Source organism: Bacillus sp. M6-12 (assembly GCF_002860285.1).
Classification (GTDB): Bacteria; Bacillota; Bacilli; order Bacillales; family DSM-1321; genus Peribacillus.
Map to the genome: position 1 here is coordinate 108,234 of NZ_PGVF01000015.1, position 24,350 is coordinate 132,583.

29 protein-coding genes are annotated in these 24,350 nt (G+C 42.1%); 1 reads left to right on the forward strand and 28 read right to left on the reverse strand.

Going from position 1 to position 24,350, the window contains the following annotated elements; translation table 11 throughout:
• Positions 1-2: 2 nt before the first annotated feature.
• Genes mgsA through CVD28_RS17835 form a run of 3 tightly spaced genes read right to left on the reverse strand, consistent with a single transcriptional unit; the run spans position 3 to position 1,553 of the window.
• Positions 3-401 carry a methylglyoxal synthase gene (gene mgsA, locus CVD28_RS17825; RefSeq protein ID WP_101594495.1) on the reverse strand — a complete coding sequence of 133 codons (399 nt, stop codon included), beginning with the start codon at positions 399-401 and terminating at the stop codon, positions 3-5.
• Between the two features lie 8 nt (positions 402-409).
• Positions 410-1,210, reverse strand: coding sequence for a 4-hydroxy-tetrahydrodipicolinate reductase (dapB, locus tag CVD28_RS17830; RefSeq protein WP_101594497.1), 801 nt, complete (start codon positions 1,208-1,210; stop codon positions 410-412).
• Positions 1,197-1,553, reverse strand: coding sequence for a nucleotide pyrophosphohydrolase (locus tag CVD28_RS17835; protein WP_374702547.1), 357 nt, complete (start codon positions 1,551-1,553; stop codon positions 1,197-1,199). The genes dapB and CVD28_RS17835 overlap by 14 nt, the downstream gene beginning before the upstream one ends.
• A gap of 137 nt (positions 1,554-1,690) precedes the next feature.
• Here CVD28_RS17835 and CVD28_RS17840 point away from each other — a divergent pair, with 137 nt between their 5' ends.
• The gene (locus tag CVD28_RS17840) at positions 1,691-2,563 is read left to right on the forward strand and encodes a YitT family protein (RefSeq protein ID WP_101594502.1); all 873 of its coding nucleotides are present in this window, start codon (positions 1,691-1,693) and stop codon (positions 2,561-2,563) included.
• A 130-nt stretch (positions 2,564-2,693) separates the two neighbouring features.
• Here CVD28_RS17840 and CVD28_RS17845 read toward each other — a convergent pair whose 3' ends face one another.
• The 25 genes from CVD28_RS17845 to CVD28_RS28215 form a co-directional block, all read right to left on the reverse strand.
• Positions 2,694-3,371 carry a zinc metallopeptidase gene (locus CVD28_RS17845; protein WP_101594505.1) on the reverse strand — a complete coding sequence of 226 codons (678 nt, stop codon included), beginning with the start codon at positions 3,369-3,371 and terminating at the stop codon, positions 2,694-2,696.
• 57 nt (positions 3,372-3,428) lie between these two features.
• Entirely contained in the window at positions 3,429-4,220 is a 792-nt protein-coding gene (ypjB, locus tag CVD28_RS17850) for a sporulation protein YpjB (RefSeq protein ID WP_101594506.1), read from the reverse strand.
• 96 nt (positions 4,221-4,316) lie between these two features.
• A complete protein-coding gene (locus CVD28_RS17855) occupies positions 4,317-4,907 on the reverse strand; it encodes a DUF1405 domain-containing protein (protein ID WP_101594508.1) in 591 nt (196 codons plus the stop codon).
• Between the two features lie 240 nt (positions 4,908-5,147).
• Entirely contained in the window at positions 5,148-5,921 is a 774-nt protein-coding gene (locus CVD28_RS17860; protein WP_101594510.1) for a menaquinol-cytochrome c reductase cytochrome b/c subunit, read from the reverse strand.
• Positions 5,922-5,968: 47 nt separating this feature from the next.
• Complete coding sequence (gene qcrB, locus CVD28_RS17865) at positions 5,969-6,643, reverse strand: menaquinol-cytochrome c reductase cytochrome b subunit (protein ID WP_101594513.1); 675 nt, start codon at positions 6,641-6,643, stop codon at positions 5,969-5,971.
• A gap of 3 nt (positions 6,644-6,646) precedes the next feature.
• Positions 6,647-7,153: a ubiquinol-cytochrome c reductase iron-sulfur subunit gene (locus CVD28_RS17870; RefSeq protein WP_101594515.1), complete on the reverse strand. Its 507-nt coding sequence runs from the start codon at positions 7,151-7,153 to the stop codon at positions 6,647-6,649.
• A gap of 179 nt (positions 7,154-7,332) precedes the next feature.
• Entirely contained in the window at positions 7,333-7,791 is a 459-nt protein-coding gene (locus CVD28_RS17875) for a YpiF family protein (protein ID WP_101594516.1), read from the reverse strand.
• Positions 7,792-8,021: 230 nt separating this feature from the next.
• Entirely contained in the window at positions 8,022-8,561 is a 540-nt protein-coding gene (locus CVD28_RS17880) for a ReoY family proteolytic degradation factor (RefSeq protein ID WP_101594518.1), read from the reverse strand.
• A gap of 34 nt (positions 8,562-8,595) precedes the next feature.
• Positions 8,596-9,855 carry a tetratricopeptide repeat protein gene (locus CVD28_RS17885; protein ID WP_101594711.1) on the reverse strand — a complete coding sequence of 420 codons (1,260 nt, stop codon included), beginning with the start codon at positions 9,853-9,855 and terminating at the stop codon, positions 8,596-8,598.
• Between the two features lie 31 nt (positions 9,856-9,886).
• On the reverse strand, positions 9,887-10,756 hold the full coding sequence (locus CVD28_RS17890) for a hypothetical protein (RefSeq protein ID WP_101594519.1): 870 nt from the start codon (positions 10,754-10,756) through the stop codon (positions 9,887-9,889).
• Between the two features lie 504 nt (positions 10,757-11,260).
• Positions 11,261-12,556, reverse strand: a complete 1,296-nt coding sequence (aroA, locus tag CVD28_RS17895; RefSeq protein ID WP_101594522.1) for a 3-phosphoshikimate 1-carboxyvinyltransferase — start codon at positions 12,554-12,556, stop codon at positions 11,261-11,263.
• Positions 12,557-12,582: 26 nt separating this feature from the next.
• On the reverse strand, positions 12,583-13,686 hold the full coding sequence (locus tag CVD28_RS17900; protein ID WP_101594524.1) for a prephenate dehydrogenase: 1,104 nt from the start codon (positions 13,684-13,686) through the stop codon (positions 12,583-12,585).
• Positions 13,687-13,725: 39 nt separating this feature from the next.
• Positions 13,726-14,820: a histidinol-phosphate transaminase gene (gene hisC / locus CVD28_RS17905; RefSeq protein ID WP_101594526.1), complete on the reverse strand. Its 1,095-nt coding sequence runs from the start codon at positions 14,818-14,820 to the stop codon at positions 13,726-13,728.
• Between the two features lie 167 nt (positions 14,821-14,987).
• Positions 14,988-15,356, reverse strand: a complete 369-nt coding sequence (aroH, locus tag CVD28_RS17910) for a chorismate mutase (protein WP_101594528.1) — start codon at positions 15,354-15,356, stop codon at positions 14,988-14,990.
• Between the two features lie 39 nt (positions 15,357-15,395).
• Entirely contained in the window at positions 15,396-16,478 is a 1,083-nt protein-coding gene (aroB, locus tag CVD28_RS17915; RefSeq protein WP_101594531.1) for a 3-dehydroquinate synthase, read from the reverse strand.
• A 1-nt stretch (position 16,479) separates the two neighbouring features.
• A complete protein-coding gene (gene aroC / locus CVD28_RS17920; RefSeq protein ID WP_101594533.1) occupies positions 16,480-17,652 on the reverse strand; it encodes a chorismate synthase in 1,173 nt (390 codons plus the stop codon).
• Between the two features lie 393 nt (positions 17,653-18,045).
• Positions 18,046-18,819, reverse strand: coding sequence for a CheR family methyltransferase (locus CVD28_RS17925; RefSeq protein WP_101594535.1), 774 nt, complete (start codon positions 18,817-18,819; stop codon positions 18,046-18,048).
• A 168-nt stretch (positions 18,820-18,987) separates the two neighbouring features.
• Positions 18,988-19,434, reverse strand: coding sequence for a nucleoside-diphosphate kinase (ndk, locus tag CVD28_RS17930; RefSeq protein WP_101594537.1), 447 nt, complete (start codon positions 19,432-19,434; stop codon positions 18,988-18,990).
• A 107-nt stretch (positions 19,435-19,541) separates the two neighbouring features.
• Positions 19,542-20,504: a heptaprenyl diphosphate synthase component II gene (hepT, locus tag CVD28_RS17935; protein WP_101594539.1), complete on the reverse strand. Its 963-nt coding sequence runs from the start codon at positions 20,502-20,504 to the stop codon at positions 19,542-19,544.
• A gap of 31 nt (positions 20,505-20,535) precedes the next feature.
• Positions 20,536-21,243: a demethylmenaquinone methyltransferase gene (locus CVD28_RS17940; protein WP_101594541.1), complete on the reverse strand. Its 708-nt coding sequence runs from the start codon at positions 21,241-21,243 to the stop codon at positions 20,536-20,538.
• Positions 21,244-21,247: 4 nt separating this feature from the next.
• The gene (locus tag CVD28_RS17945) at positions 21,248-22,072 is read right to left on the reverse strand and encodes a heptaprenyl diphosphate synthase component 1 (protein ID WP_101594543.1); all 825 of its coding nucleotides are present in this window, start codon (positions 22,070-22,072) and stop codon (positions 21,248-21,250) included.
• 254 nt (positions 22,073-22,326) lie between these two features.
• The gene (gene mtrB, locus CVD28_RS17950; RefSeq protein ID WP_101594545.1) at positions 22,327-22,563 is read right to left on the reverse strand and encodes a trp RNA-binding attenuation protein MtrB; all 237 of its coding nucleotides are present in this window, start codon (positions 22,561-22,563) and stop codon (positions 22,327-22,329) included.
• 15 nt (positions 22,564-22,578) lie between these two features.
• On the reverse strand, positions 22,579-23,145 hold the full coding sequence (folE, locus tag CVD28_RS17955) for a GTP cyclohydrolase I FolE (protein ID WP_101594547.1): 567 nt from the start codon (positions 23,143-23,145) through the stop codon (positions 22,579-22,581).
• A gap of 248 nt (positions 23,146-23,393) precedes the next feature.
• Entirely contained in the window at positions 23,394-23,666 is a 273-nt protein-coding gene (locus tag CVD28_RS17960) for an HU family DNA-binding protein (RefSeq protein WP_071351175.1), read from the reverse strand.
• 442 nt (positions 23,667-24,108) lie between these two features.
• Positions 24,109-24,249 carry a hypothetical protein gene (locus CVD28_RS28215; RefSeq protein WP_180954212.1) on the reverse strand — a complete coding sequence of 47 codons (141 nt, stop codon included), beginning with the start codon at positions 24,247-24,249 and terminating at the stop codon, positions 24,109-24,111.
• Positions 24,250-24,350: the final 101 nt, after the last annotated feature.

Genomic DNA, 24,350 nt, shown 5'->3' on the forward strand with positions numbered 1-24,350 from the left:
CTTCACTTTTTGTGTTCCTCCACCCAGTCTATTAAGCCGTACTTCATGCCCCGTATCAGCACCTCAGCCGTGCCCATATTAGTAGCCAGCGGTACAGAATAAACATCGCATAAACGGACGAGGGCAGTAACATCCGGCTCATGGGGCTGGGCTGTAAGTGGATCACGAAAGAAAATAACCATTTCCATCTCTTTTCTTGCAATCTTGGCACCAATTTCCTGATCCCCGCCAAGCGGTCCTGAGTTAAATCGGTGAACGGGAAGCTTAGTCGCTTCCATCAGCCGCTTTCCAGTAGTACCTGTTGCATAAAGAGCATGCTCCTTAAAGATATCCTTGTAGGCCGTAACAAACCGTATCAAGTCATCCTTTTTATCATCATGGGCAATTAAGGCAATGTTCATAGTCTCACCTACTCTAATATATTTTCAAGTCCGTACACGAGAACATGAATTTTCATTACGCTTTCGACTGCCAGTTTAACTCCTGACATAAAAGAAGCACGATTGAAAGAATCATGGCGCAGGGTCAGGAGCTGTCCGTCTGAACCAAAAATAACCTGCTGATGGGCAACCAATCCCGGAAGGCGGACACTATGGACCCGCATTCCCTCAATGTCTGCCCCTCGTGCTCCGGCTATTGTTTCTTTTTCGGAATGGTGTCCTTGTGTTTTCTTTGTTCGGGTTTCTATGATCATATCAGCCGTTTTCACTGCCGTTCCAGATGGAGCATCAAGCTTTTGATCATGATGCATCTCAATGATTTCAACATCCGGGAAATACTTAGCTGCCATCTGCGAAAATTTCATCATTAAAATTGCACCTACTGCGAAATTTGGAGCAATGATACAACCCAGCTCTTTCTCAACGGTAAGAGCTTCAAGCAACTGCAAGTCTTCCTTTGTAAAGCCGGTTGTCCCAACAACCGGACGAACTCCATGATTTAATGCGGCAACCGTATGCTTCATTCCCACTTCTGGGGTTGTTAAATCAATTAACACATCTGCCCCTACAGCAGAAAGGCATTCGTCAATATCAGCATAAACTGGTGCATCAATGGCTGGAAGGCCATCTATATCCTTTACAAGCATCCCGCCATGCTTACGGTCCAGTGCAGCAACCAATTCAAATTCCTTAGTTTCATGGACAAGTTTTACTGCCTCTCTTCCCATTCGCCCTCTAGGTCCTGCTACAACAATTCTAATTTTCTCCATTTTCTTTTCCCCCTGATTCTATCCGTGTCCAGCGATCATGGTCTCTTGTATTAAATTTATTCATCACACGATCATGAGCTGTCTGCAAATCAATGCCCAGCGAATTGGCAAAGCAGATTAGGACAAACAGCATATCGCCTAATTCCTCTTCTACCGTGTTTTCCTTCTCACTGTTCTTTTTCGGCTTCTCGCCATAATAATGATTCACTTCCCGAGCAAGCTCTCCCAATTCCTCGCTCATTCGGGCAAGCATGGCCAGAGGGCTGAAATACCCTTCCTTAAACTGACTTATGTATGCATCCACTTCCTTTTGCAGGTCCTGAACAGTCTTTGCTTCTTCCACTTTAATCATTCCTTTACCTTTATTCTTACATGTTAGCTAAAACCATCCATGATGACAAATATTTTCGCCGGATTGCCCCTTTACACCCGTTTCGTTATAATATTGGCAAAGAATAGAAATTTCCGGGAGGCTCTCGAATGATTTTCGGCTTACGACTGAAAAATATCTTTTTTATCCTATTGGGCGCTGCCATCATGGCTTTTGGGCTGATTCACTTCAATGTTCAAAATGATCTGGCTGAAGGCGGCATCACTGGGGTAACCTTAATTTTATATCAATTATGGGATATCAATCCGTCCTATTCCAACCTGCTATTGAATATCCCTCTTTTCTTCCTTGGCTGGAAATTCTTTAGCAGATCTTCCTTTCTTTATACAATCATTGGAACAGTTGGACTTTCCATCTGGCTTTGGGTATTTGAACGTTATCAGCTAAAAGTGCCGCTTCATGATGACCTTATGCTTGTCGCTTTGTTTGCCGGGGGTTTTTTGGGAATCGGTCTGGGTATGATTTTTCGCTTCGGAGGTACTTCGGGCGGTGTCGATATCATTGCAAGACTTGCCCAGAGTTCCTTCGGGGTGAGCATAGGAAGGACCATGTTTTTATTTGACGCCCTGGTAATTACCCTTTCGATTTTAACCTATCTAAATGCCCGGGAAGCAATGTATACGCTGGTAGCCGTGTTCATCGGAGCCCGAGTTATTGATTTTATGCAGGAAGGCGCTTATTCCGCTAGGGGAGCAATGATTATCAGCGAAAAGAATAGTGAAATTGCCGAGAAGGTTATGAAAGAATTAGATCGCGGGGTAACCGTGCTAAAAGGCTATGGGTCATTTACTAAAACGGAAAGGGAAGTTTTATATTGCGTAGTTGCTAAAAATGAAATAGTCCGTTTAAAAAACGCGATTACATCTGTCGATCCGCATGCATTCGTTTCAGTAAGTGTAGTACATGATGTGCTTGGGGAAGGATTTACACTTGATGAAGAAAAAAATCCGATCGAAAGATGATTCTTTGCTGTTAAAATCTGAGCAGCGGTATCATCGCTGCTCATTTTATGTGTGGAGATCACAGACTGCCAAATGAAAACAGCCCTTCCATAACCTAGCCGGAAGGGCTGTTTAAATAGTAATATAACCATTAATCGTTTCTTGTCATCCCTGTGTAAATCAGAATTAACCGTACCAATTCAAGTACCGCTACAGCGGCAGCAGCTACATAAGTCATGGCAGCAGCATTTAACACTTTCCGGGTTTCACGCTCTTCATCATTCCTGATAATTCCAAGAGAAACAACCTGATCCATCGCTCTGTTTGAAGCATTGAATTCTACCGGTAACGTTATCACCTGGAAGACGACTGCAGCAGCCATGAACAGGATACCAATAAGCAATAAGCCGGAAAGCTGAGCGAATATCCCAATCATGATCAATACCCAGGAAAGATTGGAGCCAAGGTTTGCTACAGGAACTAACGCGTGGCGAAAACGCAGAAAGGCGTAATCCTGCTGATCCTGGATGGCATGGCCTACCTCATGCGCCGCAATTGCAGAGCTTGCCAATGAATAGCCATGAAAGTTACCTGAAGACAGGCGAACCGTTTTAGAACGGGGATCATAATGATCGCTTAAAACACCACGGGTTTCTTCAACTGTAACGTTATAGAGGCCGTTTTGATCAAGAATTTGCCTGGCTACCTGAGCCCCAGACATCCTTGAAGAAGAAGGAACTTTCGAATACTTTTTATAAGCGCTCTTTACTTTCATTTGTGCATATAATGGTACCAGGATGATGATCGCAAAATAAATAATGTATGTCATTGTTCCCTCCATAATAATACGTCTTACATTTATTTTAAGAAGTTTGTGCCGTAAGTGTCAATCATTCTGACCTTTGCTAGGCTTTTGCTTCTCTTTATCCCCTTTATACTTTCTCCAACCCACATAGGATAATGTAGAAATAATAATGCTGCCAGTCGTAAAAATAACCCACCATAACGAAGGATCTGTTTCATCCTCGGTCATTTCATCAAATATTGAAGCCAAATCGTCATGAAGCTCGTCAAGCTCCTTTTGACTTGCTTTTTCGGAAAATACCTGCGGGCGGTATTGATTAATAAAGCTTAGCCTTGCATCTAACTTTTGTACCCTCTCTGGGTCCAAATCAATCTTAAGGCTAGGCTGGATAATATCGTATTGCGCTAACAGCTGATCCAGCTGGTTTTCGAACTGCTGGGAGTCCTTGGATAATACTGCATCCTTTGCTTGGCTAAAAGTTCCCATAATCTGATCTTCCATAGACGTCCATAAAGGCTGGTGAGTCGACTGCACAGCATCCATCACGAGCCGGAATTTTGTAATGGAATTAATTTTTTCTTTATCGTCCTGTCCGGAATCCTTTACGGCCTTTACTGCATCATTGTGGGCTACAGTAATAATCCGAAGCTCGTCCATGCTAAAAAGCTTCTCCTCGCCTGTTGCCTCCAAAAACTTCTCTGAAAAATAAGTCAGCATCTTTGCTGAGTCATCATAGCGGTGCAGTCTTGCTAATTGCAATGCTTCATCTGATATGTCATCGAGCTTTCCCAAACTAGCAGAGGATTGGGCATAAACGGCAAACATCGGTACAGACATAACGGCAATAAATAGCAATAGAATCTTTTTAAGCATACAACTTGTCCCTCCTCATTACTCTATTAAAACTGTATGAGTAATAAGGAAAGAGTAGACCATCCGAACGATAATTTTTGTAAAGTCCTATATCTTCTATAGAGACAAGGTAAATCTGTTCTTCCTTATACCGAACCAATAAGCGATAAAGATAGAAAGTATGCTCAGCCAGAACGTAAAATAGCCGATTTCAGGCAAAAACTGCATCAGATCACTGTAACGAGGCATCATTTCAAATACATAATCTATAATATCATTGTGTACAGTCCAAACTCCTGCAGCTGCCAAATGCCATGTCTTTATCCGATAAAACGGGGAATAAAGGATTCCTTGAACTGCCATAGCAAAATGAGACGCCATTAGCATATAGCCTGTCCAAGCAAGATACCCGGTGGTATAGAGAGTAAGGATATTCATGATAACAGCCCAGATGCCGTACTTAAAGAGAGTAATAATGGCTAGAGCCTCGATCAGACCCCAATTCCTTTTTAATAAAAAGGCGATAATAACAAATACAAAAAAGAGGCTTGCAGTCGGGCTATCGGGAACAAAAATCAAGAAAATATCTGGAGTAATGCTTAATTGCGAGCCATACCAATAATACCCATAAATCGTTCCTAGAATGTTAATTATTAAAAGCAGGAAAAGAAAACTTCTGTTTGAAAGAACACTGTATAAATATTGCATGAAGACCCTCTTTCTTGGATTGGAAAATTTAAACCTTTGTTTATCCGGAACCTCTTATGGTTCCATTTTACCTTGAAATCCCTCAAAATCCAAGGTTTTCCAAGACCATTGAAACGTTTTATCCTGACTATTACTTCTGTGCGCAGGCGCCCATTATTCTATGAAATAGGAAGGAATGAGTTCAACTCTATCATAAAGCGAAAAAAACTGACGAACGAATCGTCAGTTTCATCAATCTTATTATTTACTTTTTGCTGTAGAAATAAATTCAGCCAGCTGCTTAAGTTCTTCATCAGTACCTTTGAAGATACCTGCCGGCATGCCGCCTTTACCTTCTTTAGCAATTTTCGCTACTTCTTCAGGCTTTAGGTTTTTGTCAACTAAAGCAACTCCGCCTGCTCCACCTGAAAGTTCTGCCCCGTGGCAGCCAATGCAGCCTTGAGCTTCATAAACTTTATAGCCAGGGCTTTCTTTATCAACTGCAGATTCAGCAACAATTTTACCTTGAGCTTTTGCAGCTTCCCAGTCATGCGTTGCAACAGACTGCCAAGTGAGGAAGAATGTTGCAGCAAGTGCCAGCAGCATAAATCCTGTGGCAAAAGGTCTCTTTGAAGGCCTGCGTTCAGGACCGCGGTCAATGAACGGTGCAAGCAATAGACCACCGAATGCCAAGCCTGGTATTACCATGGCTCCGATTACGTTATAAGGACCAGAAGCATACGAATATTTTAATAGTTGGTACAGGAATAAGAAATACCAGTCAGGAAGCGGAATATACCCTGTATCAGTAGGATCAGCTACCCTCTCCAGCGGAGACGGATGAGCAATTGTCAAACATAAGTAACCTACTAAAAACACCGCTCCAACCATCCATTCCTTCAAAAGAAAATTTGGCCAGAAAGCTTCTGTTTTCCCTGGATATTCCGAGTAATCCTTAGGAATATTGGGCTTTCGTTCTGATGGAGCCGGAACACGAGAATCCCCAACGAACTTCATACCTTTTCCACGATGCATTGAAAAATCCCCCTCCTTTTTGAAAAGGTTATAGTATTTACGAGATTTTATAGAGGGCCAGAAATACCCTGTTTACGGATCATCAGGAAGTGAGCCCCCATTAGTCCAAGAAGCGCTGCAGGAAGGAAGAAGACATGGATCGCGAAGAAACGAGTCAATGTCTGTGCCCCAACGATTGTTGGATCACCTGCAAGCAAGGTTTTGACAGCTGTACCGATAAACGGTACCGATTCAGCGATTTGAAGGCCTACGCGTGTTGCGAATAGCGCTTTCATATCCCAAGGCAATAAGTAACCAGTGAAACCTAGACCTAGCATAACAAAGAAAATTAATACTCCAACTACCCAGTTAAGTTCACGTGGTTTTTTATACGCACCTTGGAAGAATACGCGCAATGTATGTAAGAACAGCATAACAATTACTAAGCTTGCTCCCCAGTGATGCATTCCCCTTACAATTTGACCGAATGCGACTTGATTCTGCAAATAATACACGGACTCCCAGGCGTTTTTGATATCAGGCACATAATACATTGTAAGGAACATACCCGATAAAATCTGGATAACCGTTACGAAGAAGGTTAAACCTCCAAAGCAGTATACAAAGGCAGAAAAATGATGCGCAGGGTTTACGTGTTCGGGAACCTCGTGGTCTGCAATATCTCTCCACAAAGGCGTAATGTCTAAACGCTCGTCAACCCAGTCATAAATCTTGTTTAACAATTATTACGCCCCCTTATGCGGCTTTACTGCACCCAAGTAAAGAATTCCGTCTTTTGTTTTATGCTCGTACACATCCAGTCCAGCCAACGGCGGTGTACCCGGCACGTTCGCTCCGTCTTTCGTGTATAGACCGTAGTGGCACGGACAGAAGAAGTGATTAGGATTCGACTTATCTGTGTTCCATGCAACGGCACAGCCCAAGTGTTTACATACCGGTGATAATGCGACGACCTCGCCCTTATCATCCTTATAAACCCATGCTGTTTTTGTTTCTTCAGATTCGTACCACGCATCTACCTGCTTAACAGTAAAATCGACACGTTTTGGTTCGTCAGTTAAATCATCCACTTTTTGTTTCGTAGCAACATAGTCGCCGCCTTCAGAAGCCTTAAGTACAGGATCCACTGCAAACCTTACCATTGGCATTAACATGCCTGCCGCCATAAATCCGCCTACACCTGTGAGTGTATAGCTCAGGAATTGACGTCTTGAAACCCGATGCTTGCTCATGCTTTTCCCCCCTCTATCACTATAATGAGCCCAAGCGGACCAATCAAATAGCAACACTATAAAACTAGGACATTACAATGATATATCAATAATTTGCCAAGGTCAATAATCAGTTAAATTTAAAAGATGTCAACAATGTGTCCAATTTAAAGGAAATGTATGCGTTTTTATTTAAATTATCATTCATGCCATTTTCGGGTAAAAATCGCTAGCACCTGCCGTACTTGATCATCGATCATCGGTTTCTTATGTTTTTCTTCCAAATGCTCGAGCGGTATCGAAGGAATCCAGATCAAAGAGCCTTCCAGCTCCTGCTCATTTTCCTTCCATTCACTGTCCGAGGTTATGTAAAAGACATGGGCGAATCCTTGCTCTTTTAGCTCGCGGGCCCAGCCAGCTGCCAGCTCCAATCTTTTTTCTTCATCCAATGCGGATAAATAGGCCAGCTGCGGCAGCAGCATAATCCGGCCTTTAAATTGCCGTTCAATTTCCACTGTTAAAATGTCAGTAAAGTCTTTCATGGATGCTGATTGTTTCATATTTTCGGCAAAACTAACCGGCACAAGCGGGATTAAGGCCGTGTCAACATATTCCTTTGCCTGAAGATACATATCCATATCATTTGGCGTCCATTTCATGCTATCACTCCTAGTATGTCAGTCTACTCATTTATCTATCTTAGCACTTTTTAATAGAGTTGTGTGCAGGACATTATTTTATAAAATTAATACACTCATAGACCCCATTAAACCCTGACCTGCTGTATTCTTTATCCTGCTCTTATTGCTAATAGTTTCAGCCAATAAAAAAACGCACCCTCGATTTACTCAGGTGCGCGATACTCAATTAAATATGGAAATCAGTTACTTTATTTTAATTTTGCAAGCTGAGCAGTGAGCTGTGAAAATGCAGCAGAATCATTTTTGTCAAGTGCTTCATCAATAAGCCTCATAAGCCGGTCCCTTTGGAATGTAAGGATTGATTGCTCCAGGAACTGCTCGGCAAGGACTTTATCCTTGTCATTTCCCGGAAGATTCCGGGGTACATAAGGATTCTCCTCGAGCACAGCAGCATATTGATGAGAGGAATAAGCAGAGCGAAAGTTCAGCTGGATATATATTTCTTCATCACGGTTAAGACGTATATCGTGGAAAGATTTCTCGGCATCAGTCGTCATAACATTGGATTTATAAAATCTAAAGGGAGCTTCATCAACACAATGCGTTGACATGATCAGCCCCCGGGGGCAATATTGAGCCTGCTCGACAAAATGTACCCTCTTCATTAACTGATCATGGCTCATTAGATAATTTAATATCCAGACACATTCTCTTCTTTTCAGTTGATAATGGTTTAAAAACCAGCGGATAAAATCTTTTTTCTCATTCACAGATACAGGGGCAGCCACATGTATTCCCTCCTCTGTCCTTTTTTTATTTTTCCTACTCAGCTTCGAGCCTTTCCAGCATCATGATATATTCTTCATTTGCAGGGCTCTCGCTAAGCAGCTTGCTAAATACTTCTCTAGCTCCTGCCCTGTCTCCTTCTTCAACTAAGAAATATCCATAATCAATAAGAAAATCCTGATTCATTTCAAAAGCATTATATGCTTTTTTATAAGAGTTTAATGCCTCTGAATAATTTTCCAGCCCTTGATAGCTGACTGCGAGCAGCCAATCGAACTGAGGGTCATCTTCACCATAGCCCCGTATGCTTTCAATGCATTCCACAACATCCTCGTGCCGTTCAAGATGCACCAAAAGCTTCATCAAAGTAAGGGCAGCCTCCAAATAACCCGGATCCAGTGCCAGGGCTTCACGGAACATGTCCTCAGCTTCCTGTTCCCGGCCTGTCTTAAGGGCAACTTTTCCGCCAAAAAAGTAAAGTTCCTTATTGAATTCGTCAGCTTTAATTCCTTCCTTAACAATCTTTAGAGATAGCTCCAGCTCTTCAAGATGCTCATAGGATCTGGCAAGAAATAAATATAAAGAATGATATTCAGGATCAAGCTCTTTCAATTCGCTAAATTTAGCGACTGCGGTTTCATAATATCCCGCCTGATATGCGGTCAGCCCGTACTCGAATAATGTATTGATTTCAAGCTTATTTTCTAATGCCTTATCAAAATAAGTAAGGGCTTCTTCAAATTGGCCTGAACTGCTGAGAGCTTCAGCCATTCGCTGGCTGATATCAATGCCTCCAACCTCTTGCATGACAGGCAGCACTTTTTCAAAAGAAGCGATGCTTTCAATAAATTTGCCCTGCTGATAGTAAAGCTCGCCAAGCGCAAAATCGATGAGAATTTCATCTGGCAGTGATTGCTTTGCCTTTAATAACTTTCTTTCGCTGACTTCATCCATGCCCTGCATTTGATATAAATCCGCTTCAAGCAAAAGTGCACTCGGATAAATGTCATCCTCTGGGTCAATCTGTTCTAGAAGCAGCATAGCTTCATCCTCTTGGTCCATTTCTGTTAAAATCTCGGCAAGCGACAAGAGGATTTCACCTTCATCGGGGTACTTCTGGTGAAGGAATTCAAATAAATCCTTTCCCTGTTCAATAAATCCAAGCTGCGTAATTTCTTCAGCCAGCAATAGGATATCCTCATCCGATTCACTCTTTTTTATTTGATTTATATGTGAAAAAGCTTTCTCTAATTCGCCATTTTTAAGAATTTTCAATACATTTTCAACCGAGTTCATAAACATTCCTTCCTCCAGCAAAAACTTAATTCTATATGAAGAAACCGGGAATATGGACGGTAATTTCCTCACCATCACCTGGGACTAGAAAAAGATTTTCCCCGGCTCTTATTACTTTACCTTTTGAAACCGTACCTATTAGTTTATCATAAACTAAGCCATTTTTTCCATTTAGGAGGCTAGCGGCCGCTTCTTTAAGGTAGATGTTATAATTTATTTCTCCACCGGCATGCAAATCTCCTCTTTTCGGATAGATGCCAAGTTTTTTCATTTGTTCAAGCCCCATAGGCTCCCCTGGCACAAGCTCGTTTTCAAGGCTGTTCACTTTCACCATCTGCATGAGCCTCCTCCAGCGCTCTTCCTTTCCCCTTACTGGATCTTTCTTATCAAAAACAGGAATTAGTACTGGCGAATAAGGAAATCCGGCATGCTTTATCCATGTCCAGGCAAGGCATTCCAGCTCATCCATTTGATCAATTTCGATAAACACCGCAGGAATTTTCGCGGATTTGCAATACATAATGATGGAGGGAGTAAGCAATCTCTGCGGGATTTTCAGGGTAAGGACATAATCCAAAGGAGAGTTCTTAAGGAAAGACCTGTACAATTTAAGATTTTCTTTTACCTCGTATTCAAACCGGATTGGTACGGGAACTATAGTAGTCGTAATACCTCTTTTCACATATTGATCCATGAGAAAGTTTTGCGGGCTGCTGTCCAGCTTCTCTGCCACCGTACAATAGGAGGGTGTAATAACGAAACCGTCCAGATTCATTTTTATGAATCTTAGCTTTGACGTAGAAATATGGATGGTTTGTATTTTATTGTCATTAACGAATATTGACGTTTCCTTCAGAGCATCATGCTGAAATAGTTGAATTTTTTCCATCAAATAAGCCATATTCCACCCCCAACTTGTCTTATGACAGAATATGTTTTTTTAGATGAAATAAGACCTTTTGAGCGGGGATTCTTAAAACTTTTATTAGCTGAGGCTGTAAAGGATCACACAGCTGCATTTCTCCTAATTCTAAACTTTGTTAAATTTGCCTGTGGATTGCAGCGGGAGGCACTCGCTTTCTTGTCTCACGTTTTTATCAGTGAAGTCTCCCTTGACTCGCTACTTCCCAGGTATACGATTCTTGAAAAAACACCGCACGAAGGAAATGCGAAGCCCTATTTGAGGAGTCTCGCTCCTTCCGCTCCAATCAATATAGCACCAAAATCCTTAAAATTTAATATAACGCAATTCTAAAATAGTGAGGAATACCTTCAAAAAATAACACTGTCATTGACACCAGGATGGCTGCTGCATGGTATTTATACTTCAGTATTAAAAACCCTGTTCCGCACATTGGGATCAGGGTTATACTTTATATTGTGAGCTATTAATACAGCTGTATCGCTACAGTTGTACCAGTGACGATAAATGCTTAAAAAACTGAGGGTAAGAAACGGCAATAGCTTCAGGGTTTTCCAGAAAAACCTCTCCATCAGAGGCCAGTCCTGCCACAGCCAGCATCATTCCTATCCGATGGTCGCCATGGCTTGAAACAGTACCACCTTTTAGCTGAGCACCGCCTTTAATGATCATACCGTCGGATGTTGCCGTTATATTTGCACCGAGCTTGGCCAGTTCACTTGCTACTGTATCGATCCGGTTTGTTTCCTTCACCTTAAGCTCATGAGCATCTTTAATCACAGTAGTTCCTTTCGCGTGCGCAGCCAGCAGTGAAATTACCGGCAGTTCATCAATCAGGCGAGGAATAAGATCTCCGCCAATCTCGACGCCCTTTAATCTTGAGGATTTAACAGTGATAGTACCTGTCGGTTCAGCATTCTCTTCAACGATATCTGGTACAACTGTCATATCCGCACCCATCGCAAGCAAAACATCGAGGATACCAGTTCGGGTCGGGTTCAAGCCTACATTTATTAATGTTACTTCACTATCAGGGATGATTGCTGCTGCCACCATAAAAAAAGCGGCAGACGAGATATCGCCAGGTACTTTAATATTCGCAGCTATTAACTTTTGTTTTCCTTGGACAGATACCTCATTGCCGTTAACCGTAATTTCTCCTCCGAACCGTGCAATCATCCGTTCCGTATGGTCACGCGTTTTTGAGGCCTCCCTTACAATAGTGACACCTTCGGCCTGCAATCCGGCAAGTAAAATAGCTGATTTAACTTGAGCACTTGCCACCGGCATTCTATAATCAATGGAAGAAAGCGAACCTCCCCTAATTGATAAAGGCGTTCTTTCCCCATTCTTCCTGCCATCAATATCAGCTCCCATCAGCCTAAGCGGATCAACCACCCGGGTCATTGGCCGTTTAGCTATTGAACTGTCTCCTGCTAGGACAGCATGAAAAGGCTGGCCTGCCAGGATGCCGAGCATGAGCCTGATGGTTGTGCCAGAATTTCCTACATCCAGAAGCTCAGAAGGCTCCGTGAGCCCCTGAAACCCCTTTCCTGTTACCGTTACGCTGTCCCCATCCCTTTCAATCGGAACACCTAGCTGCCTAAAGCAGGAAATGGTGCTCAGACAGTCTTCCCCTGGGAGAAAATGACTGATGGTTGTTGTACCTTCGGCAAGTGCACCGAACATTACGGCCCTATGAGATATTGACTTATCGCCAGGTACATCTATATAACCTTGCAATGACTTTACTTTAGTTTTCAGTGATACGGTTTCCATCTTTTATTCCTCCTTTTCCGTTTTTTTTACGCCAGATATGTATCATATACAGTTAGGCGGCCGAGGCATTCCTGCGCTCTTTCCCGATCGCTGTCAGTCTGGAAGCTCAGCACGAGAACTCCATATATCTCTTCACGGGTCTCCAAAATCCTGATATTAGTTATACTGATCCGTTCTTCTGCCAGATAACCGGTGATCTCGGAAATAACACCGGGATAATCCGGAACATCGACATATAAATCGTAAAAAGCAGGGATCGCACCTTTTGATTTCGCTGGAAGGCTATCCCTGAATTTTCTTGCTTCATCAAAGAATTGATAGATTCCATCACTATCCCTGTCCTCGACCAATGACTTGATATTGGCCATCTCTGTCTGCCAGCTTTCCATTAGCGAAAGAATCACTTCCTGGTTCTGCAGCAGGATATCACGCCACATGGCTGGACTGCTGGAGGCAATTCTAGTAATATCGCGAAATCCCCCTGCTGCAAGCCTAGTTACTAAATCCTGATCAAGTGTGCTGGACCTCGCTTGGTTAACAAGTCCAGCTGCAATGATATGCGGGAAATGGCTGATAACTCCTGCAAGCTGATCATGAAGATGCGGACTAGTTACAAGAAAGTGTGCTCTTGTCCCTTTCAGCCAGTCCTTAAGCAATTCTATTTGTTCCGTATTGATATTTTCACCTGGTGTCAGCATGTAAAAAGCATTTTCAAATAGATGGGCTTTTGCAGCTCCAGTACCGCTTTTATGCGATCCAGCCATAGGATGAGCACCAATAAAGGCTATACCCCGGGCTGTAAGAGCTGCTGCCGCCTCTACAATCCGTTCTTTCGTGCTGCCAACATCTGTGATCAGGACTTCCTTTTTCAAAGGCATAGCAGCAAGGCGCTTAATCATTGCTGCAGTTTGGAGAACAGGTATGGCAATCACAATCAAATCTGCCTGTGCAGCACCTTTTTCAACTGTTTCGCAGCCTTCATCAATGATTCCCAGTACTTTTGCCAGTGCAATATTCTGTTCATTTACATCGTATCCGGTAATGCATGCCTCTTTATGCTCCTTCTTGATGGCGAGTGCAACCGAACCGCCAATCAAACCAAGGCCTATTACTAAAACGTTCCCTTTCACAGTTCTGCTCCTATCTACTCTCCTAAAAGAATTTAATTTCTATTTATTCCTTACAGCCAGCAGAGATTTCATTTGCTGGATGATTCCTTCGTTCTGCTGCTGTGAACCAACTGTAACGCGGATCCAGCCAGGAAAGCCAAGCGCCCTGCCAGAACGGACTATATATCCTTTTTCAAGCAGGAATTGAAATACTTCATCACTATCCATCTCAAAATTAATCAAGATGAAGTTTCCCTGTGAAGGATAGTAGGCAAGACCTGCTTCTTCACAAAAGCTGTAAAACTGCTGCAGACCCTTTTTATTTTCCTCTTTGCAGCGGATGATAAATTCCTGGTCACCGAGCGCAGCGATTGCAGCAATCTGGCCGAGTGTATTTGTATTAAATGGCTCGCGTGCCGGCTCCAGTCTGCGGATAATATCCTTATGTGCAATTCCATAGCCAACCCTGAAAGCAGCAAGGCCGTATATCTTTGAAAAAGTCCTCAAGATTATTAGATTAGGGAAGGAATCGAGCAATTTAACTGAATCAGGATAATCCTCAGCATTTGTATATTCAAAATATGCTTCGTCCAGAACGACCATAACGTCGTCTGGAACTTGGGATAAAAAGCCGACAAGCTCTCTCTCAGGAATATGGATACCGGTCGGATTGTTCGGTGAACAGACCCAGACTACCGATGTTTCCCCGTCAATCGCTGCAAGCATTGCTGTTAAATCATGGGCTCCATTAATTAAAGGCACTTCCCTAATGCCTGCACCTTCAATGACAGCATTGTGTTTATATTGCGGGAAAGTAGGAGCTGCCATGACGGTATTACGCCCCGGATAAAGCAGGCTTCTCGAAATGATCTGGATAATTTCATCTGATCCATTTCCGAAAATCAGCTCTGTTTCTTGTTTGTTAACATGCCTAGCGACCGCTGATCTCAAATTTGTGGCATAGCCATCAGGATATAGTGCATAGGAGGTTCCATAGCTTCCTATAGCTTCCCGGACAAGGTTTGAACAGCCAAAAGGATTTTCATTTGATGCCAATTTTGTTATTTCTGATAAACCGTATTGTTTTTTTACTTCTTCAATGGACTTGCCAGGCTGATAAGGCTGTAAATTTGTTACCGCTTCTTTCCATTTCATTACCAAACCCCTCGATTCACTATTACTTTAAAGCGACAAAGTATATGGATATTGTATCACATAGACGGAATTGTTTCTGCAATTACTTCTTCTTTTTTAAGTTATCTTCTAAATTAAAGCAATTACAATAATTATCCTATTTTCAAATGGGCCTTCATTTTATTTACTTAGTTTGATGGCTGCAGATCAGGCCTTAACGAGACTGCTTTATTTAAATAAACATGATGGATATCCTGCTGGTCTTTTTCTGTATTTACATGCATCATAATTCTAATGCAGAGCGGAAGAGCTCCCGGCACAGCAATTTCTTTCATGCACATGACAGGAACATATTTCCACCCTTCAATATTTCGTTGTGCTCTAGCGGGAAAAGCTGCATTAATATCATCGGTCACCGAAATAAATACCGATGCCACAGAATCCGCCTTTAATTCATTTTCACTAATCAGGGCCAAATAAAGCTTTTCAGTCTCTCTAACAATTAACGTCTCATCATTCTTATTGACAGTCGTCGCTCCGCGGACTCCTCTTATCATCTCTGCCCCTCCATTCTGCATCCTCATTTCTCGTTCAGCTCACGAATACATAGTTACCAGCAAGTCTTTAATAATATCATCAGACAGTTCAACAAGCTTTGGAAAACCAATTTGTTCTAATAAGACAAATTTCACCTTGCTCGTTACCGTTTTCTTGTCTTTTTTCATGATAGTGATAAGTTTTTCCGGCTCAAGTTCAGCTGGAACTGAAGTCCGGTATCCAAGGGACTCAAGCCAGTCAATAAGCTTAGCCAAATCAAAACGAAAACCAAGCTCCTGAATACTAAGTTTTAAAGCAAATAACAAGCCGATGATAACCCCTTCACCATGGCTAATCTTCCCATAACCCATTTCGGATTCAATTGCATGCCCCAATGTATGTCCAAGGTTTAGAAAAGCTCTGATTCCAGATTCTTTTTCATCCTCCTTAACGATGGCCGCTTTAATTCCAACACCTTTTTGAATCATGTATGACAGTTGACCGTCTGTAAGCTTTTCAAGTCCGGAAATATTATCCTGAAGCCAATTGTAAAAAGTTTCGTCCTGAATCAGTCCATGCTTGATCACTTCAGCAAACCCCGATCGAAGTTCAGAAAGCGGGAGTGTATGTAAAAATGCCAGATCATAAAAAACTGCTTTAGGCTGGTGAAAAGCGCCAATCATATTTTTCCCTAACGGATGGTTGATTGCCACTTTTCCTCCAACAGCACTATCATGGGCAAGCAGAGTTGTCGGCAGCTGGATAAAAGGCACTCCACGCATAAAAGTTGCAGCCACAAATCCGGCAAGATCGCCTACCGCTCCCCCGCCCAAGGCAAGAATAAGGGAATTTCGATTTAGGCCAGCTTCAAGTGCATATGTATGACATTGATAAAAAACCTCAAAAGTTTTAGCGAATTCACCTTCAGGGACAATGTACTCATTAACAATCAAACCATTATTCTTAAGGAGCTCCTTGACAGATTTCAAATGAAGAGCTGCTACCTTCTCATCAGTTAAGATTAGCAGTTTGCGCTTGTCAAATCCTTCACTTTTCAAAAAGTCAGGCAGCCCTTTAATTGCATCTTTGCCAATATAAACTGGATACTGTTCCGAAGATGTTTGGACGATAATGCTTTCCATATTAAAACTCCTTAGTTTCTTGCCTATATTGTTCTATATACTCAGCAAGTCTATCAAAGCGATCAGAAGGAAATTGGTCCACTATTGCTGTGGCAAGTTCCCACGCTACCACCGCTTCGGCTACTACAGCTGCCGCAGGAACAGCACAGCTGTCAGAACGTTCAATGCTTGCAGTGAATTCTTCCTTTGTGTCAATATCAACACTCTTTAAAGGTTTATATAGAGTAGGAATTGGCTTCATAACCCCTCGTACAACAATAGGCATACCTGTAGTCATTCCGCCTTCAAGCCCGCCAAGCCTGTTCGATTTACGATAGTAACCATCTTCCGGGCTCCAGGCAATCTCATCATGGACTTCGCTGCCAAATCTTCCCGCAGCTTCAAAGCCGATTCCGATTTCCACCCCTTTAAAGGCGTTAATGCTGACGATGGCTGAAGCCAGTTTAGCATCCAGCTTTCTGTCATAATGGACATAGCTTCCTACACCCACAGGCATCCCTTCCGCAATAACCTCAACAATGCCGCCGATGGAGTCACCATTTTTCTTGGCGTCATCAATTGCCGCCATCATTAGAGCCTCCGCTTCCTTATCAAAACAGCGGACTGGAGATTCTTCTGTCCTTTCCTTCAGCTCTTGAAGGTTTTGATAATTTGCAGGTGCGGCCTTTACATCGCCAATTTGCAAAACATGAGAGCCAATATGTATACCAAGAAGCGACAACAATTTTTTTGCTGCTGCACCCGCCGCTACACGAACAGTAGTTTCCCTTGCGGATGAACGCTCCAGAACATTCCTTAAATCCCTGTGGCCATATTTAATGCCCCCATTTAAATCCGCATGTCCTGGTCTCGGACGAGTGATTTTGCGTTTTACTTCTTCCGTCTCATCCTCCGACAGCGGAGCGCTTCCCATTATTTTTGTCCAATGTGTCCAGTCTTTATTTTCAACAACCAAAGCGATCGGTGATCCAAGGGTATAACCATGCCTGACCCCGGAAGAAATAAATGCCCTATCCTTTTCAATCTGCATTCTTCTGCCTCTTCCATGGCCTTTTTGCCTTCGTTCAAGCTCGAAGCTGATATCTTCCTCGGTGATCGGCATTCCCGCCGGAAGTCCCTCAATTAAAGCTGTTAGCTGAGGTCCATGTGACTCTCCTGCTGTTAAGTAACGCATATAGAGTTCCTCCTCCTTTTCCTCGTTAAAGGATTTATGTATCAATATACCATAGTTTTTCGTAATGTGGGTATCTCAAATGATAGAAAATTCCGCTTTTTTTAGAAAGAGGAAGCGTCAGGTTAAGACCAACAATGTTTGTGACAGAACTTAGTCACAACCCAAATTGGCTTTAACCTTTCTCAAAGAAAAAAGATAAGGAGTGCAGAAGACTTATAGTAATGTATAATAAATTCTTTTTTTCCTGAGCGAAGCTAAACGATACAACTTCCTTAGAATTTACATTTTTATTTAATTTATTTTTTTACCGAACAATCGGCGCAGCTCCGCCCCTTTTTCAACAGAAAAAAGCCTTGATATTCGGATCAAGGCTCTTTGCCGAAAACTCCTATATTATAGCTTCCGGTAAAAAAAAGTATCTTCCGTTTCAAAATCGTATTGTGCCGGGTTGAAAATCTGCTCTGTACTTCCTACAAAAAAAACACCGCCTGATTTAAGAGATTGGCTAAACTTCCTGTACAAAATATCCTTTGCTTCCTCTGTGAAATATATAAGCACATTCCGGCAGATAACTAAATCATGCTGAGACTCAAACGGATCGGCGAGAAGATTGTGCTGTTTAAAGGTAACTGTCTGTTTTATTTCCTCTGTAACCTTATAAAATTCTCCCTCTTTAGTAAAATGCTTTGCTTTAATATTAGGGGGAACCTCATTCAGTGACCTCGACGGATATACCCCCAGCTTGGCCCGTGCAATTACATTAGTATCAATATCCGTTGCCGTAATCGAAATGGAGGATAGAGGAACCAGGTTTGATAAAATCATCGCGATTGTATAAGGTTCTTCCCCTGTTGAACAGGCAGCACTCCATATTTTTAGCTTTTTAGATTTTTGGAGCAGACGAGGGAGAATCTGTTTTTCGAGCACTTCCCACCGTTTGGCATTTCTGTAAAATTCAGAAACATTAATTGTCATGCGGTCCAGAAATTCATTCATAATCTGTTTATCGCACTGGATAGCTTTAGCATAATCCCGGAAAGAAGAATAACCTTTCTTCTCATAAAGGGAAGTAAGTCTCCGTTTCATCTGGGCTTCTTTATATAAGGATAAATCTATTCCTGAAATTTTTTTTATCTGGTTTATAAACTCAAGGTAATCTTGCGGCATCTTCCATTTCTCCCTGCACTAATATTCGGCTGTCTAGACTTCTATAGGTATATCGGATTAGTTTAACAGATGTTTATGGGCGCAGACATTTGGAGCATCAATAATTAACAAAAAAAAGTAAACACCGTAGGTGTTTACTTTTTTCATAATTAATTAGCCGGCGGAGAATTAATAAACCCACTCATTGATAAGCTTTGAATATTCCACAAGTTCTTCTTCTTTAAAGAAAAGTGCAATTTCGCGTTCAGCGCTTGCTGATGAATCAGAGCCGTGGATTACGTTTTTGCCAACAGTGATAGCAAAATCGCCGCGGATTGTTGCAGCTGCTGCATCCTTTGGATTTGTTGCACCCATCATTTGACGAGCTGTTGCGATTACGTTCTCACCTTGCCAAACCATAGCAAAAACCGGACCAGAAGTAATGAAGTCTACAAGCTCCCCGAAGAAAGGACGCTCTTTATGTTCACCGTAATGCTGCTCAGCAAGTTCCTTTGAAACCGCCATCAATTTTGCACCTGCTAAATGAAAACCTTTTGTTTCAAAACGGGAAACGATTTCACCAATCAGGTTACGTTGTACTCCGTCAGGCTTTACCATTAAAAATGTTTTTTCCATGTAAGCTCCACTCCTACGATTATGTATGTTAGTTGCCTTTAATTAGACAATCCTTGAAAATATTATCATTTTTATGAAAATTTATCAACCTGAGCCCAATCGCTGCCTTAATATTTTCGTTTTCCGATAAACCTGGCAAGCTCATATAGAGTCTTGTTTGCCCTATTAGCAGGCAAGCCTCTAAGCTCGGCAAACGCTTTGCTTAAATAATTTTCGCTAACAGCCGAAGCCCTCTCAATGGCGCCCGATCGAGTAATAACCTCTATTACAGATGAAAGTTCTTCCTGCGGCATGCCTTCGCTTACATTGCTAACCAATTCTTTTATATGAGGATGATCTATTGCCATGAGTACTGGAAGCGTAATGTTCCCTTGTCTCAGGTCGCTGCCTGCAGGTTTGCCCAGTTCTTTTTCAGTAGCAGTAAAATCCAGAATGTCGTCGGTAATCTGAAATGCCATACCAACGTTGTAGCCAAACTTGTAGAGCTTGGTATGTATATGGTCTGGCACCCCAGCTGCAATCGCTCCAAGCTGGCAGCTCGCTGCAATAAGTACGGCCGTCTTTCTTTTTATCCTGCGGAAATATGTGCGGATATTTTGGTCAAACTGATATTTCTGGTCAATTTGCTCTATTTCCCCGACAGCTACTTCAAGAATTGTCTGGGAAAGAATTTTATGAGCAAGAGGATTTTTTATTTCCGCCATAATTTCAAGGGATCTGGCAAAGATGTAGTCGCCGGTATACATTGCAACCCTGTTGTCCCATTTTGATTTTACGGTTGGAGCTCCCCTTCGCAAATCGGAATCATCTATTACATCATCATGGACTAATGAAGCCATATGGATTAATTCAAGCGCAACAGCAACTTTTTTCACCACATTGATATCATATTCACCAAATTTAGCCGCCAAAAGGACGAACACTGGGCGGATCCTTTTCCCCCCTGCCTGCAGCAGGTGCAAAGAAGCCTGTCTCAGCACGGCGGAGTCGGATTGAAGGGTCGCTTCCATTTCTTTTTCTATTAATTGCAGGTCTGTATTCAAGAATGAATACATCATTTTAAGTTTCATACATTCCACCCAGCTTAATAAATGCTATACCTTACTTCTTTTTATACCCGAAATGTGTAGCAGCTACACCGCCGCTGTGAGACTTAAAGGCAACATCCACAAACCCTGCCTCTTTAAACATCCGGGCGAGCTCCTGCATTCCCGGAAAATCGCGTGCTGATTCCTGGAGCCAAGAGTACTCCTGAAAGCTCTTGGCAAATAGTTTTCCAAATAGCGGCATCATGTAACGGAAATAGAAATAATACAATTGCTTAAATCCCGGCATTGTAGGCTGAGAGGTTTCAAGACAGACTGCCATGCCCCCTGGCTTTAATACGCGGTTCATTTCCTTTAAAACCTGCATATAATCAGGAACATTCCGAAGACCGAACCCAATTGTCACATAATCAAAAGAGTTGTCTTCAAACGGCAGATCCATTGCATTTCCATGGATAAGCCGGATATTTTGCAGATTCAGTTCCTTTACCTTTTGCTCACCTATCTTTAGCATATTTTTACTGAAATCCAAGCCTGTCACCTTGCCCTCGGGCCCAGTGGCTTTGGATAAGGAAATCGACCAGTCAGCTGTACCGCAGCAAAGATCGAGTGCAGACGATCCTTTTTTAACGTTCATTAAGTTCATGGTAGCCCTGCGCCAGATAATATGCTGTTTAAAACTTATTACTGAGTTCATCTTGTCATATTTATCATAAATATTTTCAAAGACATGATGAACTCTTTCTTCCTTAGACTGTCCCATTGGTTTATCCTTCCTCCACTAGCGATTTAGCCGTTCCAGCATGACCGGCTATGAAAGAAGCCAGTTTTTTTTGCAATTCCCCATCAGGCGACAGCTTCTCAAGCCCCAGAACAGCTGCCTCGCGCGCCTGGTTAATGCAAAGGTCAATTTTATTCAGTAAATGCTTTCTCTGATCAGGCGAAAGCTCTTTTGACCTGTCCCTCTTCGGAAAGGACATTTTTTTCAATATATCAAAGATAACGGATTGTCCGCTTTCCATATATTTATTTTTTTCCTCAATAAGCCGATTGTGCAGAAGGAAGCTGGATGAAAACTCTATCCAGTCATGCTTTTGGAAAGAATCAGCAACTTTCCTGATCAGGCTTGATTCAATCGATGCAAGGGTATCATTCAGCACTGTCATTTCATTTATCGATTTTTGATATAGATTAATCTTTTGCTCATTTATATCTTTTATGGCTTCAGCCAGGACACGGATAAGAGAGATATTTTCAATGTCAGCAAGCAGTTTATAATATAAGCCACTGTAATAATCTCCAGCCAAAACGGTAAGCTGCCTGTTTTTTAGGACACCCTCGCTATCTTGGCCAGCAGCTTTATTTGTCACTTTCTCATGGGTATCCAAGGCAATCTGAATCAGCATCGTTGAAAGAATATACTTATCACGTTCTTCCACTGAAATATCCAGTTCCTCAAAGATACTAATGAGCAATAGCAGCTTATTCTCATCAATCAAAGGCTTTTCTAAAAATCGCAGCAAATAGGGATGATGTGCTTTTGCTTCAATCATGTCTTTTAATTCTGCCAATGTTTTGTCGCTGTTTAACATATGATATCACCCTTGCATCCCTTTTATCGTCATATCCGTTTTCTATGTATTTCTTTTATAGGCCGCGTATGGCCTTGTACCTGTTTTAAAAACACACATCATTATAACATAAAAAACTTTGGAAAGGGCTAATCCATGGATTTTTTCCTATTTTGGCTGCTGTGATCAATTATTTAGTCCAAAATCCAATCAGCCTGTCTAATAATAAATAAAACCCTGCGCGGCAGAATCGCGGCAAGGTTAATAAATACAATTCATTCAGCTTTTTTCGCTTCACTTTCGACTACTCCATAGGGGGTATATACTTTGGCCTTACCCCTTATTTTAATGGCAGAAGTATGCTCGGTAAATTGTGCAATCATTATTTCACCTGCATCAAGTTTTTCCGAGTGATGAAAACGGGTATCAGTTCCTCTGGTCAGGCCTATTACATTAACACCGTCATCCTCTGCCTTTATCACTACAAAATCCTTGCTTGTTTTTTCATCCATTTACTCACCCCATTGCTATCCCTTAATAAATGACAAGACCTCGGCCCGAGACCGTGAGTCCTCTGCGAAAACGCCTCTAACAGCCGAAGTAACCGTTTTGGAGCCGGGCTTTTTGACTCCTCTCATCGTCATGCACATATGCTCTGCCTCAACAACGACCATTACGCCGTGCGGCTTAAGCTTTTCCATAATTGAATTCGCGATGGTAGTCGTAATCCTTTCTTGGAGCTGAGGCCTTTTTGAAACTGCCTCTACTGCCCTTGCAAGCTTGCTTAAACCTGTAACCCTGCCATTCTTTGGGATATAAGCAACATGGGCCTTTCCATAGAAAGGGACCAAGTGGTGTTCGCAAACCGAATAAAATGGAATATCCTTAACAAGTACAAGCTCTTCATGGTCCTCACCAAAGATAGTTTCAAAATATTCCCCTGGATCTTGCTGCAGTCCAGAAAAAATCTCTTCATACATCCTTGCCACTCTTTTCGGTGTATCCAGCAAGCCTTCACGCTCCGGATCCTCACCAACTGCTTCCAAAATCATTTTAACCGCTTCTTCTATTTTCGCGTGATTTACTTTCGACATCATTTTCCTCCTAGGTACTTTGCAAACCGCAGGGTCCATGCAACCTTCCCCCGCTATTAATATTAATGCAGCGGATTACCCGCTTTTGGGCCGCTGCAGCTGCCTTCATTGCATTGTACCCGATTGATTAGGTATTGCCAGGTACAGTAGAAACTGAAAAAAGCACGCTTACATATTATCATATTTGTAAAATAAGGAGCAAAAAGGACCACATTCGTGGCCCTTTTCTCTTAAAGTGCTCTATGTAATTACTTAACAGCGTCTTTAAGTGCTTTACCTGGTTTGAATGCAGGAACTTTGCTTGCAGCGATTTCGATTTCATCGCCAGTTTGCGGGTTACGACCTTTACGAGCCGCACGCTCACGCACTTCAAAGTTTCCAAAACCGATTAATTGTACTTTATCGCCGCTTTTTAATGCATCTAGGATTGTATCAAAAACAGCATCAACTGCTTTTGTAGCGTCTTTCTTGGAAAGTTCGCCTGCTTCTGCAACTGCGTTAATCAATTCTGTTTTGTTCATGCCATTCACCTCCTCCCAAAAGCCTTTAATAGTAACCCATTATTACCGAATAATAGTGAATTATTACTTTTTTGAACATTCAGGGTACATTCTATACCTGCTTGTCGTATATTTCAATCATTTACTCTTCCAATGAATAGAAGCCCCGAAAATACAAGGTGGCAATACCCGCCAGTCCAGGTAAGAATGGCTTTAAATAGCGTTTTCTGTTAGTAGATTATCATAAACTCTATTCCATAAGCAAGAGATTAAAAAAAATATTGGTAATCTTTTCATAAAAAGATGCATATTTTTATTAATTTTCGGAAATTCCGGCTAAAACCCATACTGTTTCTGCCGTATCAATAATAATTAGCCGCTGCTTCAAACTACTATAAGGTCATTAAAATATCAAATAATAACTGCTATTCGTATAAAAACAGGTCTCTACTCCTATTCACAGCTAAGAAAATTCGCTCTTTCCTGCGTCTTCCGCACCAAAATAGAAAAGCGAAAGCACTCTGGCCAGAGGAAGAACGCCTAAAGCCGCCAGTGTTGTAACTAAATTCGTGTTACAACCTTCGTCCTGTGGCGACATCGGCACTAGCACGTCCTCACAAAGCTACCACTTTGTTTCGTGCAATATATCGCTTCCGTTGTGTTACTTCTCCTGCGCGTCGGGGCTGGGCGCTGCAGCTAGACATC

Excerpts from the sequence above, each read along its gene's own strand:
- mgsA (WP_101594495.1), bottom strand. The coding sequence starts at position 401 with ATGAACATTGCCTTAATTGCCCATGATGATAAAAAGGATGACTTGATA.
- dapB (WP_101594497.1), bottom strand. The coding sequence starts at position 1,210 with ATGGAGAAAATTAGAATTGTTGTAGCAGGACCTAGAGGGCGAATGGGA.
- CVD28_RS17840 (WP_101594502.1), top strand. The coding sequence starts at position 1,691 with ATGATTTTCGGCTTACGACTGAAAAATATCTTTTTTATCCTATTGGGC.
- CVD28_RS17845 (WP_101594505.1), bottom strand. The coding sequence starts at position 3,371 with ATGACATACATTATTTATTTTGCGATCATCATCCTGGTACCATTATAT.
- ypjB (WP_101594506.1), bottom strand. The coding sequence starts at position 4,220 with ATGCTTAAAAAGATTCTATTGCTATTTATTGCCGTTATGTCTGTACCG.
- CVD28_RS17855 (WP_101594508.1), bottom strand. The coding sequence starts at position 4,907 with ATGCAATATTTATACAGTGTTCTTTCAAACAGAAGTTTTCTTTTCCTG.
- CVD28_RS17860 (WP_101594510.1), bottom strand. The coding sequence starts at position 5,921 with ATGCATCGTGGAAAAGGTATGAAGTTCGTTGGGGATTCTCGTGTTCCG.
- CVD28_RS17870 (WP_101594515.1), bottom strand. The coding sequence starts at position 7,153 with ATGAGCAAGCATCGGGTTTCAAGACGTCAATTCCTGAGCTATACACTC.
- CVD28_RS17875 (WP_101594516.1), bottom strand. The coding sequence starts at position 7,791 with ATGAAATGGACGCCAAATGATATGGATATGTATCTTCAGGCAAAGGAA.
- CVD28_RS17885 (WP_101594711.1), bottom strand. The coding sequence starts at position 9,855 with ATGAACTCGGTTGAAAATGTATTGAAAATTCTTAAAAATGGCGAATTA.
- CVD28_RS17890 (WP_101594519.1), bottom strand. The coding sequence starts at position 10,756 with ATGGCTTATTTGATGGAAAAAATTCAACTATTTCAGCATGATGCTCTG.
- aroA (WP_101594522.1), bottom strand. The coding sequence starts at position 12,556 with ATGGAAACCGTATCACTGAAAACTAAAGTAAAGTCATTGCAAGGTTAT.
- hisC (WP_101594526.1), bottom strand. The coding sequence starts at position 14,820 with ATGAAATGGAAAGAAGCGGTAACAAATTTACAGCCTTATCAGCCTGGC.
- aroH (WP_101594528.1), bottom strand. The coding sequence starts at position 15,356 with ATGATAAGAGGAGTCCGCGGAGCGACGACTGTCAATAAGAATGATGAG.
- aroB (WP_101594531.1), bottom strand. The coding sequence starts at position 16,478 with ATGGAAAGCATTATCGTCCAAACATCTTCGGAACAGTATCCAGTTTAT.
- aroC (WP_101594533.1), bottom strand. The coding sequence starts at position 17,652 with ATGCGTTACTTAACAGCAGGAGAGTCACATGGACCTCAGCTAACAGCT.
- CVD28_RS17925 (WP_101594535.1), bottom strand. The coding sequence starts at position 18,819 with ATGCCGCAAGATTACCTTGAGTTTATAAACCAGATAAAAAAAATTTCA.
- ndk (WP_101594537.1), bottom strand. The coding sequence starts at position 19,434 with ATGGAAAAAACATTTTTAATGGTAAAGCCTGACGGAGTACAACGTAAC.
- hepT (WP_101594539.1), bottom strand. The coding sequence starts at position 20,504 with ATGAAACTTAAAATGATGTATTCATTCTTGAATACAGACCTGCAATTA.
- CVD28_RS17940 (WP_101594541.1), bottom strand. The coding sequence starts at position 21,243 with ATGGGACAGTCTAAGGAAGAAAGAGTTCATCATGTCTTTGAAAATATT.
- CVD28_RS17945 (WP_101594543.1), bottom strand. The coding sequence starts at position 22,072 with ATGTTAAACAGCGACAAAACATTGGCAGAATTAAAAGACATGATTGAA.
- mtrB (WP_101594545.1), bottom strand. The coding sequence starts at position 22,563 with ATGGATGAAAAAACAAGCAAGGATTTTGTAGTGATAAAGGCAGAGGAT.
- folE (WP_101594547.1), bottom strand. The coding sequence starts at position 23,145 with ATGTCGAAAGTAAATCACGCGAAAATAGAAGAAGCGGTTAAAATGATT.
- CVD28_RS17960 (WP_071351175.1), bottom strand. The coding sequence starts at position 23,666 with ATGAACAAAACAGAATTGATTAACGCAGTTGCAGAAGCAGGCGAACTT.